Genomic DNA, 20,778 nt, shown 5'->3' with positions numbered 1-20,778 from the left:
TTTGCAATGGAATCGCTTCATTTTTCGCGAAGTGTCGGAGTTTTCTGGCTCCGGTTTTCTGCGATTTTTTTCAAATGTAATGAAGTCAAATTCCGAGCGTCAACGGAAATCCCATGAAAACAGGATGAAAACGTTTTCTCCAGCTGAAAACGTTTTCAGTCGGAAAACGTTTTCAGAAAACACCAAATATCGGTGGGAGGAGACCTGGCGAGGCCGCAACGCCGGAAGCGAAAGGAGACAAGGGAGAGAAGAATCACAGGGGATCAGTGATCGCAGGCACGCATTGGCAGCCGCGGGCACGCCGCTTAAATGGCGGCAGCCCCTGCGGCTTCTGCGGGAGCGGATTCTATGCGGACAAAACAGGTGGCGCCGGCCGCGGCAAGCAGCAGCAGACCAGCCAGCCCGAGCACGTAGATGGCCTGGCCGGCAAACAGGTGGTGCACGACCAGTGCCAGCAGGCTGGAGGCAAGAATCTGCGGAATCACGATAAACAGGTTGAAGATCCCCGCATAGGTTCCCATTTTATGTTGCGGCAGGGTGCAGGTAAGGATGGAGTAGGGGATCGCAAGAATGGATGCCCAGGCAAAGCCCATGGCGACCATCGAAACCAGCAGCCACTGCGGATCGCGAATCCACAGAAACGACAGCATGGCTCCGGCGCCAAGCAACAGGTTGAGGATGTGCGCACGCTGAATACCGATCGCACTGATCATCCAGGGGATGGCAATGGCGGCGAGCGCGGCAAAACCGTTGTAGGTGGCAAACAGAATGCCTACCCAGTTGGCGCCCTCGTTGTAGAGCGCGGAATTTGCATCACTCGCGCCGAAGTGAAAGCTGGCAACCGCCGGCGTACCGTAAATCCACAGGGAAAAGAGTGCGAACCAGGTGAAGAACTGGACGACCGCCAGCTGACGCATGGTGGTGGGCATCTCCAGGATGTCGTGCATGATCTGATAAAGACCGTTGCGGTACTTGCGTCGTCGGTACATGTTGGCTGCGAGCAGCTGGAAGGCGCCGTAGCCGACAATCCCCAGAGTTAAAATCAGCAACTTCTTGTCCAGTGCCAGGGCCAGCACGGCGACTGTCGCCAGCGCACCGGACAGGGTAAACACGGTACCCTGGCGGAGAAAACGTGGCTGGTTTTTGGCCGCATTGTAGGTGTCCTGCCACTTCTCCCCCAGGCTGTGCTTTTCCCGTTGCAGCTGCTCCGGGCTGTACTCGCGGGTGCTTACGCAAGTCCACAGCACCGTAAACAGCACAATCGCCGCACCGATATAAAAGGCGTAGGTCACCGAATCGGGGATGGCTTTACCGGCACTGGTATTGGTTACATCGAACCAGTGATTCAAGGTCCAGGGCATGGCCGAGGCCACCACGGCGCTGACACCGATAAAAAAACTCTGCATGGAAAAGCCGCTGGAGCGCTGTTCTTCCGGCAGCATATCGCCCACCAGTGCTACCGAGGGACCGAGCATCACATTCAGGGAGGCATCGAGAATCCACAGCATGGCCGCGGCCATCCACAATTCCGTGGAGTTGGGCATCACCAGCAGCGCTGTTGCCGCGGCAAAGGCGCCGGCAATCAGGAAGGGGCGGCGGCGACCGAAGCGGTTCCAGGTGTTGTCACTGAGGTAACCGACGATGGGCTGAATCAGCAGGCCGGTAATCGGCGCGGCGACCCACAGGATGGGAATATCTTCCACGCTGGCGCCAAGGGATTGGAAAATCCGGCTGACATTGGCGTTCTGCAGGGCAAAGCAAAACTGAATACCGGCAAAGCCAAAGCAAAGGCTCCAGATCTGCCAGAAATGCAGTTTTGGCAGTTTGGGTGCTTCCGGTGCTGTCTGTTCACGAGGACTGTGCAGCATTTTATTGTTGTTCTTTTGCGTTAGGTCCCACAGAGAGTATGGGGTGAAAACGTTTTCCGCAACCGCAAACCCCATGACCTTGGTCGCAATCCAGCACAAAATGGTTTTCCCACTATGTGAAAACGTATTCATGGGAAACCGCGGTGTTCCCCGCTGGTACTTGCCGTTAGCATTGCCCCCGTCGATCGACCACTGAATAAAAATAACCGAAAACCGGAAGCGTCAGCCGTTGTGCGCAGCTTCCCTGTGGAAGAGAGAAAAGACAATCATGGATTTCCCGCTGATTGGCGGCTCGCTGGTGGATACCGGCGTGGTCGCTGTATATATCGTATTTCTGGTGACCGTCGCCTGGCTGGTATCCCGGGAGAAAGACGGGCGTCAGAAAAGTACCCGAGACTATTTCCTGGCCGGCAAGGGGTTGCCCTGGTGGGCGGTGGGGGCATCGCTGATTGCGGCGAATATCTCTGCGGAGCAGATTATCGGCATGTCCGGCTCCGGCTATGCCATTGGCCTCGCCATCGCTTCCTACGAGTGGATGGCGGCCATCACCCTGATCATCGTCGGCAAGTACTTTCTGCCGGTATTCGTCGCCCGGCGTATCTACACCATGCCCCAGTTCCTGCAACAGCGTTACGACAACCGGGTGAAAACCATCCTCGCGGTGTTCTGGCTCGGGGTCTATGTATTCGTCAATCTCACGGCGATCCTGTGGCTTGGGGCACTGACCATTCACACTATCGCCGGTGTAGAGCTGGCCTATGGCATGGGGTTTCTGGTGGTACTGGCACTGGCCTATTCCCTGTACGGCGGGCTCAAAGCGGTGGCGCTGACCGATGTGATTCAGGTAGTACTGCTTATATTCGGTGGTCTGGTGCTTTCTTTTATAGCCCTGGACCGAATCGGCGAGGGCGCCGGGGTGTTCGCCGGGTTTACCATCTTGGCCGAGCGGGCCCCGGAAAAGTTCGACATGATCCTCTCTGCGGACAGCCCGCATTACGCAAGCCTGCCGGGGATCTCGGTGCTGGTGGGCGGCATGTGGGTGATGAACCTGTCCTACTGGGGGTTCAATCAATACATCATCCAGCGGGCACTGGCGGCGAAGGATCTGCGGGAAGGCCAGAAGGGCATTGTGTTTGCCGCTTACCTCAAGCTGTTGATGCCGCTGATTGTGGTGTTGCCGGGGATCGCCGCGGTGGTGCTGCTGCCGGACCTGGCGCGCGCGGACCAGGCCTATCCGGCGCTTATGAACCTGATGCCGGTTGGGCTGAAGGGGCTGATCTTCGCTGCCCTGATTGCCGCCATTGTGTCTTCCCTGGGGTCTATGGTTAACAGCATTGCCACCATCTTTACTATGGATCTGTACTGCCACCGACGCCCGGACGAGAGTGAGGCGCATTACGTGCGCGTCGGTCGCATCGCCGGTGCGGTATCCCTGCTGCTGGCAGCGCTATGTGCCCGGCCGCTACTGGGCAACTTTGACCAGGCGTTCCAGTACATTCAGGAGTTCACCGGCTTCTTCACGCCGGGCATTGTGGTGCTCTGCCTGCTGGGGATCTTCTGGCCGCTGGCTACCGCCAATGGGGCGCTGGTGGCGGCACTGGCTTCGGCGGTGTTGTCGCTGTTGCTGAAGTTTGCCTGGCCGGAACTGCCGTTTATCGACCGGGTGGGGCTGGTGTTCCTCTGTTGTCTGGCGCTGGCGGTCATCGCCTCGCTGCTGCAATCCGGAGCGGTCGCTGGCGGAGCGGGGGAGCCGACAGAAGTTCGAGGGGATGCGGTCAGTCAAACGGGCTTTGCGACCGATCAGTCTTTTAACCTGGCGGGTATTGGCGTGGTGCTGTTGCTGACCGCGCTCTACGCCACCTGGTGGTAACCGGCCGATCAACATCTGCTGCGGTCGGCTTTGCCGGCCGCCGCTATTTCTTCAACGCATCTCGGTTGGGCAGCTATGTCTAGCCGGTCATTCCTGTGTTGCGACCCCTGGGCCCCACTTTTCTCGCCGCTTGCCCTCATCTGGACGGCATTCTGCCCACGGCTGGTGCATAAATGCGCCAAATCTTTAAGTTGTTGAATCTAAAGGTTTTTTTCGTTCCCGCTTTGCCTGATTCAAGGTGGGATAGTCCATTTTGGGCCATTTCCCCAAGGTGGGACGACTCATATTGAGGCGCAGCGGGAGTATAGCGTGGCGCCAGATCGGGTTATCCTATTGCGGTCTCTGAGGTACCCACCCTGGCGAAACCAATAACGAAAATGACGTGACGATGGGGGAGACAACTCCATGAATAAAATGACCGGATTCAAGAAGAATTCCATTGCGGTAGCCATCGCTACCCTCACGGGCATTAGTGGGCATGCCCTGGCTCAAACCGAACAGGATGCAGCACTGGAAGAAGTGGTAGTGCTGGGTATTCGCGGCAGCCTTGAGAAGTCCATGGATGTGAAGCGCGATGCCAAAGGTATTGTCGACGCCATCTCCGCAGAAGATATCGGCAAGTTCCCCGATACCAACCTCGCAGAATCCATGCAGCGCATCTCCGGTGTGTCCATCGACCGTGTAAACGGCGAGGGCAGCAAGGTGACCGTGCGCGGTCTTGGCCCCGACTTCAACCTGGTAACCCTGAACGGACGCCAGCTGGCGCGCACCACTGGTGGTCGCTCCTTCGATTTCCAGAATATCGCCTCTGACATGGTAACCGGTGTAGAGGTTGCCAAGACCAGCGATGCTACCCTGCCTTCCGGCGGTATGGGTGCCACCATCAACCTGTTGACTGCCCGTCCGCTGAATACCCCTGAGCGCACCATGCGCTTTGCGGTCAAGGGCGTGATGGACGAGTCTTCAGAAGACGCGAACCTGACTCCGGAATACAGCGGCTTCTTCTCCGATACTTTTGCCGACGGCACCATCGGTGTAGCCATTTCCGGTAGCGTGTCCGAGCGCGAGAGCGGCAGCCAGCAGGCGCTGGTACCGGGCGGCTGGATCAGTGTTGAAGGCCAGATGGACAACAACTGGGATGGCGTCAACGATGCCTGGGGTGCGGTACCGGTCGACAACCAGGTGAACCGTCCGGGTGAAGGCGACATCTACTCGGTAGCGCAGAATGCGGCCTACAAGTTTGAAGAGCAGCAGCGCAAGCGCACCAACGGCCAGCTGGTACTGCAGTGGGCGCCGAACGACGACGTGACCGCGACCCTGGATTACAACTACTACCAGAACAAGATCGCCAAACAGTTCAACGATATTTCCGTGTACCACGCCTGGCAGGGTGACCAGCGCGGCGTCTGGAGTGACGGTCCTATCTCCACCCCGATCATCTATTCCGAGTTCTACGGTAGCCCGAGCGATGTCGCCATGGGCGGCGGCAGCATGGCGGAGATCCACGAAGGTGACATGCTGGGTATCAACCTGGAGTGGCAGGTCAACGATCGCCTGAACCTCTTCTTTGACGGCCAGCATTCCAATGCCGAGCGCAGCCCGGATAGCCCCTGGGGTACCAGCAACGTGCTGACCGTTGCCGCCATGGTGCGCAATGCCAGCAGCGTAGACTTCACCGGCGATATCCCGGCCATTCATATCGATACCGCCAATGGCATTAATGCGTCGGATATCATCGTAACTGGCTCCGTGTTCACCAACTCCAAAGACGTATCTGAAGTTGACCAGTTCCGCTTCGGCGGGAACTTCGAGCTGACCGAGTCCAGCGACATCGATTTTGGTATCGCCCGCCAGGAAGTGGTCAATCACTCCCAGTCTGTTGGCGTGCAGCGTAACAACTGGGGCGGCGCCGGCCCGGCTTCCGACCTTCCGGATGGCCTGTTCAGCGCAGAGAGTATCTCTGACAAGTTCGACGCTTCCTGGGGTGACTTCTCCGAGGTGGGTGGACTTGACCCGCTGAACATCTACTACGCGTGGGACTTCAACGCCGTGCGTGCCATGGCCGAGCAGCTGTACGCTGGCAATGCCACCGATCGCGCTACCGCCAACCGTGTCGGTGACTGTGGCACTGCTTTCTGCGCCTCTACCGATTACGCGTCCGACACTGACCGCGAGACCATCGAGGTATCTACTTCGGCCTACGCCCAGTACAACTTCAACTCCGCGATCGGCACCATGCCGTATGAAGTGAATGCTGGCCTGCGCTACGAGCAGACCGATGTGGACTCCACTTCCGTAGTGCCGGCCTACAGCCGCGCCGAGTGGAACTCCAACAACGAGCAGGCCATCCTCGGTGATGGTGAGCAGGTATTCCTGAGCGAGAAAGGCAACTACGACTACTGGCTGCCGAGCATTGGCTTCAAGCTGGATGTACGTGAAGACCTGGTGGCGCGTGCGGCGGTGAGCCAGGCGATTACCCGCCCGGATTACAACTCCATCAAGGGTGGTACCACCATTGGCTCCATTGCCAACGGCGGTATCGGCGGCGGCTCTACCGGTAACCCCAGCCTGCTGCCCTACGAGTCCACCAACTACGACCTCTCGGTTGAGTGGTACTACGGTGAAACCAGCTACGCGTCTGTTGGCCTGTTCCGCAAGGATGTGTCCAACTTCATCAGCAACGCCAAAACCGACACGACACTGTTCAATATTGCTAACCCGGCGGACGGTGCTCTGGTCGACGAGGCTCGCGCCAACGGTGCCAATGATGCGGAGTCCATTCGCCAGTACATCGCGGCCAACTACGCGGACAGCGAGTTTGTCGATGTGACCTACCTGGAAGACGGCGTTACCGTTGACAAGATCTTCATCAAGGGCAACCCGGCCACTGACCGCGATATGGTGTTCCGCGTTGACACCCCCGTGAACAGTGATGTGGAAAACACCATCGATGGTGTCGAATTCGCAGTACAGCACATGTTCGGTGAAACCGGCTTCGGTCTGCAGGCGAACTACACCATCGTGGATTCTGAACTCGAGTACGATCCGTTTATCCTGGTTGACCAGGAGGCCATGGTTGGTTTGAGCGACTCCGCTAACCTGGTTGGCTTCTACGACAAGAACGGCTTCCAGGCGCGTATCGCCTATAACTGGCGCGATGAGTTCCTGAGCTCTCGTGGACAGAATACCGGTGCTAACCCGCAGTACGTTGAGGCTTACAATCAGATCGACCTGAATGTAAGTTACGAAGTGCCGCAGCTGGAAGGCCTGCAGGTATTCCTGGAAGGCATCAATGTCACCGACGAGTACCAGCGTGTGCACGGCCGTGACAAGCGCCAGGTCCTGGGTTACTACCAGGGTGGTGCCCGCTGGCAGCTGGGTGCCCGTTACGCCTTCTAAGCCATTTCACAGGATGGGATGAAGTAAGGCAATGGAAAGCCGCTGGCCTCGGGGTCAGCGGCTTTTTTCATACACTGAAACCAGAAATAGACAAAAGAATAAAAATCCAAGAAGAGAGAAATAGAATGGCCAATGCAGTATTGCTGAACAATGTTGAACACCGCGATTTGCGCGTGATAACCGAGCCCTCGGCAGATTTTGGCGATGACTCCTGGTTCGCACTCACTTTCCCGCTGGAATTTCGTGCGCTGCAGGGGCAATACCCGATTTTTTTCCAGAAAGATGCCAATAGTGGTGCTTTCTTTCCGCTGGCATTGTTGGGGCTACAGCCCGGTGAAAACCTGTATCTCCGCGATGGCCGCTGGGCAACCTCCTATACGCCGCTGACGATCCGCCGTGGTCCATTCCTGATCGGGCGTCAGAATTTTGTCGAAGATGGTGTGCAAAAAGTTCGTCGCGTAATCCACGTGGATCTCGACAACCCGCGGATTAATCGCCAGCAAGGTGAGGCGCTGTTTCTTGAGTATGGCGGCAGTTCCCCGTACCTGGATGGCGTAGCGGATATGCTGGATGCCATCCACACGGGTATCGAGCAAAATGAAAAATTCGTACGCGCGTTGCAAGTACACGGCCTTCTGGAATCCTTCACCATGGATATCACCCTCGATAATGGTGAAAGCAATCAGCTAAAAGGGTTTTACACCATTGACGAAGAGCGTCTGCGGGCATTGAACGCAGAGGACCTCAACGAGCTCCACCGTGCTGGATTTCTCGAAGCCATCTACATGGTGCTCGCTTCCCAGGCGCAAGTGCGTCGCCTGATCGATGAAAAAAATCGTCGGCAGTCTGCATGACGCGATAGGGGGGATTCATGGGCAAGCCATTTATCGAAACGATCAGCCTGAAGCACACGGATGAAGTGACCGGCATCTCGCCAGAGAATGTAATGGAATTCATTACCGGAGCGACCAGACCGCTAGTGCTCCGTGATTACTGTGCCCACTTTCCCGCTGTGCAGGCTGCAAAGCGATCGAAGCGGGCGATGGCAGACTATCTGCTGGATCTGTACAGTGGCAAGCCGATCAACGGCTGCTTCGGTAGTTCGGATACCGGTGGCCGAATTTTTTACAATGACGACCTGAGCGGGTTCAATTTTGAAGCGCGGCGAGTGGATTTGGGAGCGCTACTGGACGATATCCTCGTCAGTGAGGACTCTGTAGCAATGCCCATGCGCTATATGCCCTCCAGCGAAGTCAGTTACTGGTTCCCCGATTTTTCCGCACAAAATGATGCCGGGGTAAGCCAGGTTTCTCCAATTGGCTCTCTGTGGTTGGGCAATAAAGTACGCGTAGCCGCACACTATGATTTCCCGAACAATCTTGCCTGTAATCTTGCCGGCAAACGCCGCTTTACCCTGTTGCCGCCAGAGCAGATCGCCAACCTGTATCCCGGTCCTCTGGAGTTTGCTCCTGGCGGACAGGAAATCAGCCTGGTGGATTTTTACCAGCCGGATTTCGAGCGCTTCCCGAAATTCCGCGCGGCCCTGGAACAGGCACAGGTTGCCGAGCTGGAACCCGGTGACGCGCTGTTTCTTCCGGGAATGTGGTGGCACCACGTCGAATGTCTCGATACGCTGAATGTGCTTTACACCCACTGGTGGCGGGACTCTGCGGCCCATATGGGGCGTCCCACCAACGCACTTTTGCATGGCATCCTCGGGTTGCGCAATCTCCCCGCGCACCAGCGCAAAGCATGGAAAGCCCTGTTTGATTACTATGTGTTTGATGCGGAAGAGGGCGCGAGTGATCATATCGAACTGACAGCCCGCGGCGTCCTGGAGCAGCCGCTGTCGCTGGAGGCCGCGATGCGACTGCGCGCAAAATTACAAAATGATCTGAAACGCTGATTATAAAAAACAACGCGCCTATTCAGAAACTGATGCCTTGAGAGATGCACCGTGCAGAAGAACAACGATAAAACCGATACCAGAATTCGCAAAGTCATTATCGCCGGAGGCGGTACCGCAGGCTGGATGACCGCCGCGGCGCTGGCGAAAATTCTGGGGAAAAACCTCGATATCCGGCTGGTTGAATCCGAGTCCATTGGTACCGTGGGAGTAGGCGAAGCCACTATCCCAACGTTACATCTTTTCCATCAATTACTCGGGATTGATGAGCGCGAAGTGATGGCGGCGACCAACGCTACCTTCAAACTGGGGATCGCGTTTGAAAACTGGAAAGAGGTCGGTGAGGAGTATATCCACTCTTTTGGTTATGCCGGTAAAGACTGCTGGGCATGCAACTTCAGCCACTTCTGGGTAAAGGGGTTGAGGAATGGTATTCATTACGATATCGGCGAATACACCAAAGAGCATCTGGGCGCGCGAATGGGGCGATTCGCGGTTTCCCCGCGCAGTGAACGCACCCACGCTTACCACTTCGATGCCAGCCTTTACGCCAAATACCTGCGAGCGCTGGCGGAAAAGCACGGCGCTGAACGTATTGAAGGCAAAATTGAAGATGTGCAGCTGGATCCCCACAGTGGTGATATCAAAGCTCTCAAGCTGGATAGCGGTGCGCTACTGGAAGGCGACCTTTTTATAGACTGCACTGGCTTCCGCGGACTGCTGATCGACAAGGCGCTGCACTCCGGCTTTGACGATTGGGGACACTGGCTACCTTGCGATCGCGCCGTGGCCGTGCAAACGGGCAAGGGCGAAAACCCAGTGCCCTATACCCGTTCCATTGCACGGGAATCTGGCTGGCAGTGGCGCATACCCCTGCAGTCGCGTACCGGCAACGGCCTCGTTTTCTGCAGTCACTACATGAGTGAAGAGCAGGCGTTGACCCAGTTGCTTGAGAATGTCGAGGGTGAGCCGCTGAATGAACCGCGGGTAATTCCCTTCCGCACCGGTACCCGTCGCCAACACTGGAAAAAGAATTGTGTGGCGATCGGCTTGTCCAGTGGTTTTATCGAACCCCTGGAATCCACAAGTATCCACCTGATACAGCGCAGCATCGTCCGGTTGCTGACTCTGTTCCCTTCCAACGGCATCATTCCGGCGGAAGTAGACGAGTTCAACAAACTGGTACGGGAAGAAACCGAAAACGTGCGCGACTTTGTTGTCCTGCACTACAAGCTCACCGACCGCCAGGATACCGAGTTCTGGCGCTATTGCCGGGGTATGGATATTCCCGAATCCCTTGCGCGCAGAATGGAAATTTTTGAACAAAGTGGCCGTGTCTACCAGAATGGCGTGGAATTATTCGGTGAGAGTTCCTGGTTACAGGTACTTCTTGGACAGGGCCTGATGCCGAAAACCTATCATCCCATCGTGGATATGATGAGCGATGCAGAGCTGGAGCGTTTCCTTGCGGGTATTCGCAGCCAGGTAAAGTCCACGGTAGACAGCTGGCCGCATCATATGGAATTTATCAATCACTACTGCAAGGCCAAGGCGGAATAAGTCTAGGTCATACCTCTTAGTACCGAATGATACTCCGGAGTCGCTCGACCTCCGGAGTATCAATACCACTTCTACTCCCCCAGCGCTGAGAGAAGCGCGTCATAAAATCTTCGCTTTATTCCTTCTTTCCCCTGAGCAAACGCACCAGATTGGTGAAGTTCCTAAAGTGGGACGACACCCTGGCGCCGGATAATTACGGTTACGCGTGTATTCGTTGCGATGATGAATACCAGTGTTCGCAATCCCGAATAGAAAATAAATAACGACGAGGATCGATCATGCGTCAACTCCCCTCAGGGCGAGGCAAACTGCTGCGGCCTGCATTTTCTCTTATTTCTGCTGCAGTACTCGTTTCAGCGAGTACCATGAGCAGCGCGCAATCCAATAATCTGGCAACCGGCGCTCCGGTTTCTGCAAGCACCGCAGATCTCGCCGCAAGTAATGCGGTCGATGGCGATAATGGAACCCGCTGGGCATCCGCGGCCCAGACCGATCCTTCCTGGATCAGTGTCGATCTTGGCCAGTCCTACGATCTGGATCAGGTAGAAATATTCTGGGAAGCGGCAAACGCTGAGACGTACCAGATACAGGGTTCCAATGACGGCGCTCAATGGTCCACGCTATCGACTCAGACCGGTGGTGTTTTTGGGCATAGAACCGATACCGTCACGGTGGACGGCATTTACCGGTACGTGCGTATCAATGGTATTACCCGGAGTGCGGGCAATCAGTGGGGCTACTCCATCTGGGAGCTTGGCGTTTATGGTACGGCCGCCAGTTGTGATAACGGCTGTATCGTTGAAGTCAATGGAACTACGGCGCAGGCGCGCATGAGCGGCGGCGATATTGTGGATGTGCACTATTTGGTCAATGGCGGCGGGCAGCTGAACGTACGTATGACGCAGTCGGGGAATGACTGGTACCACGATATTCCGAATCTTTCTCCCGGCGATTCCCTTTCGGTTTACTACACAAAAATCACCAATGGTGTTGGTGAGACCACCAGTCCTGCGCAATACACGTTTACCGGGCAGGGTGGTTCTTCTTCCGGTGGCGGTTCCAGTTCCAGTAGTTCAAGTGGTTCTGGTAGCTCTTCTGGCAGTTCCTCGAGTAGTAGTTCTTCTGGTGGCTCCAGTAGCTCCTCTTCCGGCGGAACGCCCAACCTTGGAAATATAGTTCCCCTGTATGACAGCGCTACCCCTCTGGAGCCGGTGCAACAATACGAAACCGCAACCGCGCTGGTTACCCGTTTCTCTGATCGTGCACGGGACCGTCATGCCAAAGAGGATCACTTCCAGGCGTATGATCATTACCTGAGTTTCTACTGGGAAGATCGCACGGCGTCGATTGAAATCATCGATGAAGTCGCCAAGGGCGGCGACACGGTACGGATGAATGTGCGTACCCAGTTCAAGCTGAGTGATACTGAGGCGGAGAATCGCTGGTTCTATCGTGGTGTTGGTACTGTAGCGGAGTACTGCGACAACGGTGTTATGACCGTGGTGAATAACGAGCACTACTTTAAAGAGCGCAGTTTCAATTGTCGGGAAAATCGCCCCATTCAGGTTGGCGATAAACTGGAATTTGAAATCAGCCAGTTTCTGGATGCCAGTGTGCCCAATGGCCGTGCGAATTATTACGGCACCACCTTCCTGTATATCGTCGGTGAGGGATTGGTCCCCTGGGATGTAGGTGGCACCACGCCGTTTGGCGGTATCAAAGACTCGTTTAAGATTCCGGAGAAAGCCTGGCTCGGCGGCGACACCACCATTCACGCGCTGACCTCTGGTGAGACCGACAATCACTTCTTGCAGATGGCGACGAATCTTGGCTACGACAATGCGCAGCCGTTTATGCTTGGCCGCCGTGTATTACACAGCTCCGCCATCGACGGTGTGCACGATGAAAAGCCGTTGGAGAATCCCGCATTTGCACCCATGGTCAATCTTGCAGGGCCCCATTACATCAATAGCAGCTGCGGCAGTTGCCACGAGCGCAACGGTCGCGCAGCGCCGGCAGCGGTGGGTGAGCCGCTGGAAAAATGGACCATCAAAGTGGCCGATGCCAACGGCAACCCGGACCCGTACCTCGGTTCGGTATTGCAACCTAAGGCGCGCAGCGGTGCGGCCAGTGAAGGTAATGTCTCGATCGCGTACTGGAGCGAACAAAATGGTTTGCGCTCGCCGAACTATGCATTTACCGGGGTAACACCCGCGCGCTTTTCCGCGCGCATCGCGCCCAACCTGGTGGGCATGGGATTGCTGGAAGCGATTGCGGAATCCTCAATTGTCGCGCTGGCAGATGCCGGGGATAGCAACGGCGATGGCATTTCCGGTCGCGTCAATCGCGTGATCGATCCGGAAACCGGCGACACCCGTCTGGGCCGCTTTGGCTGGAAGGCCGGTGCCGCCAGTGTTCGCCACCAGCTGGCACGCGCATTCAATACGGATATGGGTGTGATGACTTCCGTATTCCCCAGCCCGGATTGCGGCAGCAGTCAGAGCGATTGTGGTAGTAGCGGGGCGGAACTTGCAGGCAATCATCTGCGGGATCTGACCAAATATATCTCGCTGCTGGGAATCCGTCCGCAGCGGGATTACGACAATGCGGCGGTGGTCAGTGGTGAGCAGGTATTTGCGAATATCGGCTGCGCCGGTTGCCATACACCGACAATGCAAACCGGGGAGTTCCACCCGTTGGCTGAATTGCGTAACCAGACCATTTATCCCTACACCGATCTGCTGTTGCACGATATGGGGGCAGGGCTGGCCGATAACCTCGGCGAGAGTGAAGCCAGCGGAGCTGAGTGGCGCACACCGCCGCTGTGGGGGCTGGGACTTTCCGCTTGCGTAACCGGTGGTGTGGAAAACCCGATCGGCGGCCAGGGCAATGAGGTGTGCACACCGGTACACAGCTACCTGCACGACGGTCGCGCGCGAACCATTGAAGAGGCCATCCTGTGGCATGGTGGCGAGGGCCAGGCGGCGAAAAATGCCTATCAGTCTTTGTCTGCCGGTAACAAGCAGAACCTGCTGCAGTTTCTCAATTCACTGTAATTGTCGATTTTCTGTCTACTTGGGGCGATATCTCTATCGCCCTTTTTTTATTTCTCTAAAACGTCGGCCCACCTTGTGCGCAGTGGCAAGGTGGGGCGACGGTTTTCACCGGCAGGCGCTAAAAGTGCGCTTCTCTCCAGAGAGAACATGAAAACAATAAACAAAAGATGAGGAGACAGCGATGTCCAGAATTCTGTTTAGATCTTCGGCACTGGCAATGGCGATTGCCGCGACCGCCTGTGGTGGCGGTGGCAGCAACAATGATGACGATGGCCAGGTCAATATACCCAACGACCCACCCGCGAACGAGCGGCCGGAACAGTGCCTGGAAGATCCGCTGAACAGTGGTTACTGTCTGGTGTGGGCGGACGAATTTTCTGGCGAAGCCATCGATAGCGAAAAATGGGCACACGAAAAAAACTGTACTGGCGGCGGCAATAACGAGGCCCAGTGCTACACCGATGCTGCGGAAAACTCCTGGGTTGCCGACGACATGCTGCACATCAAGGCGATCCGCGAGGACGCCACCGGCCCCAATCTGGTGGACGACGATCCGAATTACGATCCGGGCGATGCCAGTGGCAGCGGTACCTACACCTCCGCACGCCTGCGCACCAAAGGTATGGGCGACTGGAAATACGGCCGCTTTGAAATGCGCGCGAAGTTGCCGCAGGGGCAGGGCAGCTGGCCCGCCTTCTGGATGCTGCCGAGCGAGTGGAAGTATGGCGGTTGGCCACTCTCCGGTGAGATCGACATTCTCGAGGCGGTGAACCTGAAAGTAGGCGGTGAGGACCATGTTCACGGCACCTTGCACTATGGCGATGTCTGGCCCGGCAACAAATACACCGGTGTGGCTTACCAGATTCCCGGTGGCCTGAATCCGGCGGATGATTTCCACACCTATGCGGCGGAATGGGAAGAGGGCGAGATCCGCTGGTATGTGGACGGTGACCACTACGCCACCCAGACCAAAGACGGCTGGTACAGCGCCGCGGCGCTGGGCAACCCCAACGCCCCGTTTGACCAGAGCTTCCACCTGATTCTCAACCTGGCTGTGGGCGGAGACTGGCCGGCCAACGTGAACGACACAGGCATTGACGAAAGCGCCTTTCCGCAGGAATACGTGATCGACTATGTGCGTGTTTACCAGTGCACCGAGGACTTCGACACCGGCAAGGGCTGCGCCACTTCCGACAGTGACTTTGTCCTCGAGCCCGGTATCGCGCCGCCCCAGGCGCCGGAAGGCGAAGAGGTTTCTGTTTTTGACGGAGAGGCCAAAGATCCCTACCAGTGGTTCACCTGGACCGCCTTCGGTACTGTGGATTTCGAGGTGGTGGATGCCGGAGGTGACTACGGTGATGTCGGGCAGATTTCCTGGAACACCGACCAGGGTATCGGTTTCTTCCAGTCCACCAACAGCTATGACCTGAGCGATTACACCTACATGGAATTTGACCTGCGGGTTCTGGCCGAGCCGGATGATTCCGGTTCCGCATCACTCACTTTCCGCGCGGACTGCGGCCACCCCTGTTCCTCCGGTGACTACCCGCTGGATATGCCCGCGGTAGATCAGTGGACCCACTTCCAGATCCCCATGCTGGAGCTGGCGGAAATGGGTCTCAACACCGCGAGCGTGAATACGCCATTCGTTATCTCCCCCGCCTGGGACAACCAGATGGGGGCGGTACTGCAGGTGGATAATGTGAAACTCACCAAATAAATCTCGCTCGAGAGCGTCCCATTTTGGTGTTTATGCCGGGGTGGCAAGGTGGTTTGCACCATTTTGTGCCCGGACTTCAAAGTGGGACGACCCTTTTCTGCGCAATCCGTACAACGGAAGCTGGAAAAGCCGGGTATCCAGGCTCAAACAATGAGACTGATCGGCGGCGGAAAGTCACACGACGATTCAAAAAATAACGGCGAACAGGAATGGGAGTTTTGCGGTGATGAAAAAGCGAATTTTGCTGGGGATCATCTCCGGTCTGATAGCGGGTGGTGGGCTCGCGGGCTGCACGGAACAGAATGGCGCTCAGAAAATGACCGCCGAGGGTTCATCCAAAACCGCCGGTAGCAGTGCCGAAGTGAGCGCCCACTGGCCGCAACTGGCTAGCGGCATTGCCAAAGATCCCGCAGTCGAAGCCCGTATCGACGCGCTCCTGGCCAAAATGTCCACCGAGGAGAAAGTTGGCCAGATGATTCAGGTGGAGATCCGCTCGGCGACCCCGGACGATGTGAAGCAATATCACATCGGTTCCATCCTGAACGGCGGCGGCGCCTTCCCCTACGACAACAAGCATGCCTCCGTGGCCGATTGGGTGGCGCTGGCGGATGAATATTACAACGCCTCAATGGACACCAGCGACGGCGGTGTCGCCATCCCCATGATCTGGGGCACCGATGCGGTGCACGGTCACAACAATGTGATCGGTGCGACCCTGTTCCCGCACAACATCGCCCTCGGCGCCGCGCACAATCCCGAGCTGCTGGGCAAGATCGGCGCGGCCACCGCGGCGGAAGTTAAAGCGACCGGTATTGACTGGGTATTCGCGCCAACCCTGGCGGTGGTGCGTGACGATCGCTGGGGCCGCACCTACGAATCCTACTCCGAGGACCCCGATCTGGTCCGCGCCTACGGCGGCGAAATGGTGGAAGGCATGCAGGGTACTGCGGGTAGCGAAGACCTGTTGCAGGGCAAGCATGTCATCGCCACCGCCAAACACTACCTGGCCGACGGCGGCACCCTGAACGGCATCGACCGCGGCGACGCGATGATCAGCGAGGAAGAGTTGGTGCGCCTGCACGCCCAGGGCTACTTCTCTGCAATCGAGTCCGGTGTACAGACGGTGATGGCCTCCTTCAGCAGCTGGAACGGCGAGAAGATGCATGGCCACAAATACCTGATGACCGATGTGCTGAAAGGTCGCCTCGGCTTCGACGGTTTCATCGTCGGCGACTGGGCCGGTCACCAGTTCGTGAATGGCTGCAGCAATGTGAGCTGTCCCCAGTCCGTCAACGCGGGTCTCGACATGTTCATGGCGCCGGACCCGAGCTGGAAGGAGCTGTACAAGAACACCCTGGCCCAGGCGAAAAACGGCGAGATTTCCGCGGCGCGTCTCGACGACGCGGTGCGCCGCATCCTGCGGGTGAAAATTCGCGCGGGCCTGTTTGAAGCCGGTGCGCCGTCCGCGCGCGCGTTTGCCGCCGATGAATCCCTGATCGGCGCGCCCGAGCACCGCGCCATCGCCCGCCAGGCGGTGCGTGAATCCCTCGTGCTGTTGAAAAACAACGACCAGCTGCTGCCGCTTGCGCGCAACCAGCGCGTACTCGTGGCCGGTGACGGTGCCGACAATATCGGCAAGCAGGCCGGTGGCTGGAGTATCACCTGGCAGGGTACCGGTAACCAGAACAGCGACTTCCCCGGTGCCACTTCCGTTTACGGTGGTATTGCCAATATCGTGCAGGCTGCTGGCGGCACCGCTGAGCTGTCGGTCGATGGCAGCTTCGAGCAGAAGCCGGATGTGGCCATCGTAGTCTTCGGTGAAGATCCCTATGCGGAAATGCAGGGCGATATTTCCAACCTGCAATACAAAGGCGCCGGTGACCTGGCGCTGTTGAATCACCTGCGCGAGCAGGGTATCCCGGTCGTCAGCCTGTTTATTACCGGTCGTCCGCTGTGGGTGAATCCGCACATCAATGCCTCCGATGCCTTCGCGGTCATCTGGCAGCCGGGCACCGAAGGTGCAGGTGTGGCGGATGTGATTTTCCGCAACGCCGATGGCGAAGTGAACCACGACTTCAAAGGCAAACTCACCTTCTCCTGGCCGAACGATGCACAGCCCACCGTACGCAACCCCGGCGAAAATGAGGCGCTGGCCCAGTTCAACTTCGGTTACGGCCTCAATTATGGAAGCAGCGTTCAGTTGGCCGAGCTCTCCGAACAGAGCGGCCTGAAAATATCCGATGGCAAACAGGCACTGGCAGTATTCAACGGCCGTGCACTGGATCCCTGGAGCTTTCAGGTGATGGATGCCACGAACAATCTGTCGGTCATTTCCAGCAGCGTGGCAAAACTGGCCGGTATCAGCGTGCAGTCCGTTGACCGCAATGTTCAGGAAGACAGCCGTCGTCTGCAGTGGAATGGCGAGGGCAATGCCATGGCCGGCTTCTTTGCCAACAGCCGCACCGATCTCAGTAGCTATCTGGGCAAGCAGGGCGCCCTGGTGTTCGATGTGAAAGTGGATGCTGCGCCGAGTGATGCGGTGAGCCTCGGTATGAACTGCGGTATGGATTGCGGTGCCGAGCAGTCCATCACCGAGCTGCTCAAGGGCGCGGCGCCGGGCGAATGGAAAACCGTCGCGGTAGACCTGCAGTGTCTGGCGGATGCCGGTGCGAAACTGGACATGGTGCTGTCACCTTTCTATGTACGCACAGCCGGCGCGCTGGATATGACCGTGCACAATATCCATATCGCTTCCAAGACAGATGCAGATATCCACTGCGGCTGAACAAACTCGCTAGTTTGATTTTCCCGGCTGCCGCCACCAACAAGGGTGCGGCAGCCGAAATTCGCGAAGCGCTCACAAGGCGCGGGCCGATTGCAAAATAACAATAAATTCTGAATTCATAGCAGTTCCTTTTCTGATGCCGGCGATCAAATACCCGGTGATTTAACGCCCGGCGATATAACACCCGGCGATTTAACAGTGGTACCCCTCTGCCAGCGGTTCCGGCAGATTCCGAGCAGTATCGATCTCACAATATGCCCACGATTTTCAGGGACGGCATCTGTGCGCTCGAAATAAGCCGATCGGGTCTGTGCTTGCGCCTATTCCGATCCCAAAATTCTAAAAAGCGTGATGGGAAAAATAATGAAAAACCAAAGAGCAACGGTGAAGCGCCGTATGTTGCTGACGGCCGCGTGCCTGTTGGCGCAACCCGCACTGTTCAGTGGCGCGCAGGCGCAGACAGCACCGGTCTGGGCGGATGAATTCAATGGCGAGCAGATCGACCGCAGCGTGTGGACCTACAACACCGGTGGCAGTGGTTTCGGCAATGGGGAAATGCAGTTTTACACCGCGTCCCAGAACAATGCCTACATCGAAGACGGCAATCTGGTGATTGAGGCGCGCCGGGAAAACTACGAGGGGAAACCGTTTACGTCCGCGCGACTGCATACCAACGGTCGCGTCGGGTTCAAATTTGGCACGCTGGAAGCGCGTATCAAACTGCCGAAACTGGACAATGGCCTGTGGCCCGCATTCTGGATGCTGGGTGATAACTTCGGTGTCGATGGTTGGCCGAAATCCGGCGAGATCGACATCCTTGAAGCCGGTTTCAAGTCCGCGATTGAGAATGGCACGGTCAACCATGCGGTCTCCGGTGCGGTGCACTGGTGGCACGAGACCGGAACCTGGAGCGACTGGCTGCAGGCGGACCACGCCCAGCACGTGGTGATGGCCGACCCGCTGTATGCGGACTACCACACCTATCGCCTCGATTGGACGCCGGAAGAAATGGTGATCTCCGTGGACGATACCGCCGTGCTCACCATGGATATCACGGACCCCGCACTGTCGGAATTTCGCGATAACCCGATGCACATTCTGCTCAACCTCGCGGTGGGCGGGTGGAATTTTGTCGAAATCACCGATCCCGCACAGATCACCGCGGATTTCCCCGCAAAAATGTATGTGGACTATGTGCGCCTCTATGCCAATGAGCACACCGAGCTGGAAGTAGCCAGTGAAAACTACCGCAGCGGTGACTTCGGCATATTCACCGAGTCGCACCCGGTGACCGATGCGCTGGACTGGGAAGACAACACCAACCTCTATGTGTGGAACAACATGGTGGGAACTACTCCGGTTCCGCTCGAGGGGGCGGAGTCCCTCGGCTTTACCGTGCAGCCGGGTAACTGGTGGGGCATGGGTCTGCTGCACCCGGACTACAACCTTCGCAACTATGCACACGGCACCTTGCACTTCGATATGAAGTTACACAGCGATGTGAACGTGGAAGTGCATATGATGAGCACCTCCGGCGGGCAGGGCACCGTGATTCTCGCGAACGGTGGCGAGCAGTACGGTCTGGCGCGCGACGGTGCCTGGCATCATGTGGCGATTCCGCTATCGAAATTCGGCGGCGTGGATTTTGAAACGGTACAGACCCTGTTCGCCATGTCCGGTCCTGCGCCGGCAGAGCCCTTTGACATCGCGGTCGACAATATCTATCTCACCGAAAGTGAACCTCTGGCAGCGCCGGAAGACGGCAGCTTCGGCATCTACACAGAATCCGAGGCCAACACAACGGCCGGCGCACTGATGGAGGGTGTCGACAGTGATCTGTTTGTATGGGAAGGCACACTCACCGTGACCCACGGCAATGCGATTGAAGGTGAGTCCGCGCTGAACCTTGCCTCCACCGGTCGCGGCTGGTTTGGAATGGGGTTTGCCGCCCGCGAGGGCTTCGACCTTTCCGCGTTTGACAACGGCGACGCGGCATTACATTTCTCCATGCGCAGTACGGATCAGACGGAACTTCGCATCGGCCTGAAAAGTGGCAATGTCCAGAATATTGGCCAGACCTGGGTGACCTTTGCACCCGGTAGTGACCCCTATGGATTTGTCCGCGACGGCGAGTGGCACGATATCGTCATACCGGTTTCCGATCTCGCTGCGGACCTTGAACTTGCGGATATGCGTCAGCTGTTCCAGGTGTTGGGGTTCGGTGAGATCAGCGACCTTTCTATCGACAATGTCTACTTTTCCGGCGGTGCCAGTGACGACGCCTGTGCACCAGTACGGTCGCGTCTCGAGGAAGTGATTGTTTGGCTGGAATCCCACAAGGAACGCAATGGAAATGTGGGTGGTGGTTGGCTGAAGGCTTTGCTGAAACACCAACAAATCCGCGAAGACTGGCTGGAAAAAAAGCGCCGCCATATACGGGAGTTGCGTGCGTGTGTCGCCCAGCATTCCGAAAAGCGACGCGGACAATAAATCGTAAAAAGTATTCGTTGCCGGTATTCGGCACTCCATAAGCGATGTAGTAGTCGTGGCTCAACGTTTCTCCGGAGCATGCTTTTCCGGCGGGCCGCATTACATCATTTTCTTAAAAAAACGC

At 57.1% G+C, this 20,778-nt stretch carries 10 protein-coding genes; 9 read left to right on the top strand and 1 reads right to left on the bottom strand.

The window, feature by feature from the left end:
- Nucleotides 1-305 precede the first annotated feature (305 nt).
- Entirely contained in the window at nt 306-1,868 is a 1,563-nt protein-coding gene (locus GRX76_RS18820; RefSeq protein ID WP_160154691.1) for an MFS transporter, read from the bottom strand.
- Between the two features lie 268 nt (nt 1,869-2,136).
- Between GRX76_RS18820 and GRX76_RS18815 the strand changes: the two genes are divergently transcribed.
- The 9 genes from GRX76_RS18815 to GRX76_RS18775 all read left to right on the top strand — a co-directional run bounded on the left by GRX76_RS18815 (nt 2,137) and on the right by GRX76_RS18775 (nt 20,654).
- Nucleotides 2,137-3,738, top strand: coding sequence for a sodium/sugar symporter (locus GRX76_RS18815; RefSeq protein ID WP_160154690.1), 1,602 nt, complete (start codon nt 2,137-2,139; stop codon nt 3,736-3,738).
- A gap of 405 nt (nt 3,739-4,143) precedes the next feature.
- Nucleotides 4,144-7,137, top strand: coding sequence for a TonB-dependent receptor (locus GRX76_RS18810; protein WP_201276862.1), 2,994 nt, complete (start codon nt 4,144-4,146; stop codon nt 7,135-7,137).
- A 125-nt stretch (nt 7,138-7,262) separates the two neighbouring features.
- The gene (locus GRX76_RS18805) at nt 7,263-7,991 is read left to right on the top strand and encodes a SapC family protein (RefSeq protein ID WP_160154689.1); all 729 of its coding nucleotides are present in this window, start codon (nt 7,263-7,265) and stop codon (nt 7,989-7,991) included.
- 17 nt (nt 7,992-8,008) lie between these two features.
- Nucleotides 8,009-9,043: a cupin-like domain-containing protein gene (locus GRX76_RS18800; protein ID WP_160154688.1), complete on the top strand. Its 1,035-nt coding sequence runs from the start codon at nt 8,009-8,011 to the stop codon at nt 9,041-9,043.
- Between the two features lie 51 nt (nt 9,044-9,094).
- Nucleotides 9,095-10,603, top strand: coding sequence for a tryptophan halogenase family protein (locus GRX76_RS18795; protein WP_255461828.1), 1,509 nt, complete (start codon nt 9,095-9,097; stop codon nt 10,601-10,603).
- A gap of 365 nt (nt 10,604-10,968) precedes the next feature.
- Complete coding sequence (locus GRX76_RS18790; protein WP_236250473.1) at nt 10,969-13,659, top strand: di-heme oxidoredictase family protein; 2,691 nt, start codon at nt 10,969-10,971, stop codon at nt 13,657-13,659.
- A 181-nt stretch (nt 13,660-13,840) separates the two neighbouring features.
- On the top strand, nt 13,841-15,379 hold the full coding sequence (locus GRX76_RS18785; protein ID WP_160154686.1) for a glycoside hydrolase family 16 protein: 1,539 nt from the start codon (nt 13,841-13,843) through the stop codon (nt 15,377-15,379).
- 226 nt (nt 15,380-15,605) lie between these two features.
- Entirely contained in the window at nt 15,606-18,164 is a 2,559-nt protein-coding gene (locus tag GRX76_RS18780) for an exo 1,3/1,4-beta-D-glucan glucohydrolase (protein WP_160154685.1), read from the top strand.
- A 363-nt stretch (nt 18,165-18,527) separates the two neighbouring features.
- Nucleotides 18,528-20,654, top strand: coding sequence for a glycoside hydrolase family 16 protein (locus tag GRX76_RS18775; RefSeq protein WP_236250472.1), 2,127 nt, complete (start codon nt 18,528-18,530; stop codon nt 20,652-20,654).
- Nucleotides 20,655-20,778 lie beyond the last annotated feature (124 nt).

Origin of the sequence: Microbulbifer sp. ALW1, assembly GCF_009903625.1 — a bacterium.
Lineage (GTDB): Bacteria > Pseudomonadota > Gammaproteobacteria > Pseudomonadales > Cellvibrionaceae > Microbulbifer.
Note: the sequence above shows the minus strand (reverse complement) of the source record. Positions and strands in the feature narration are given on the sequence as shown.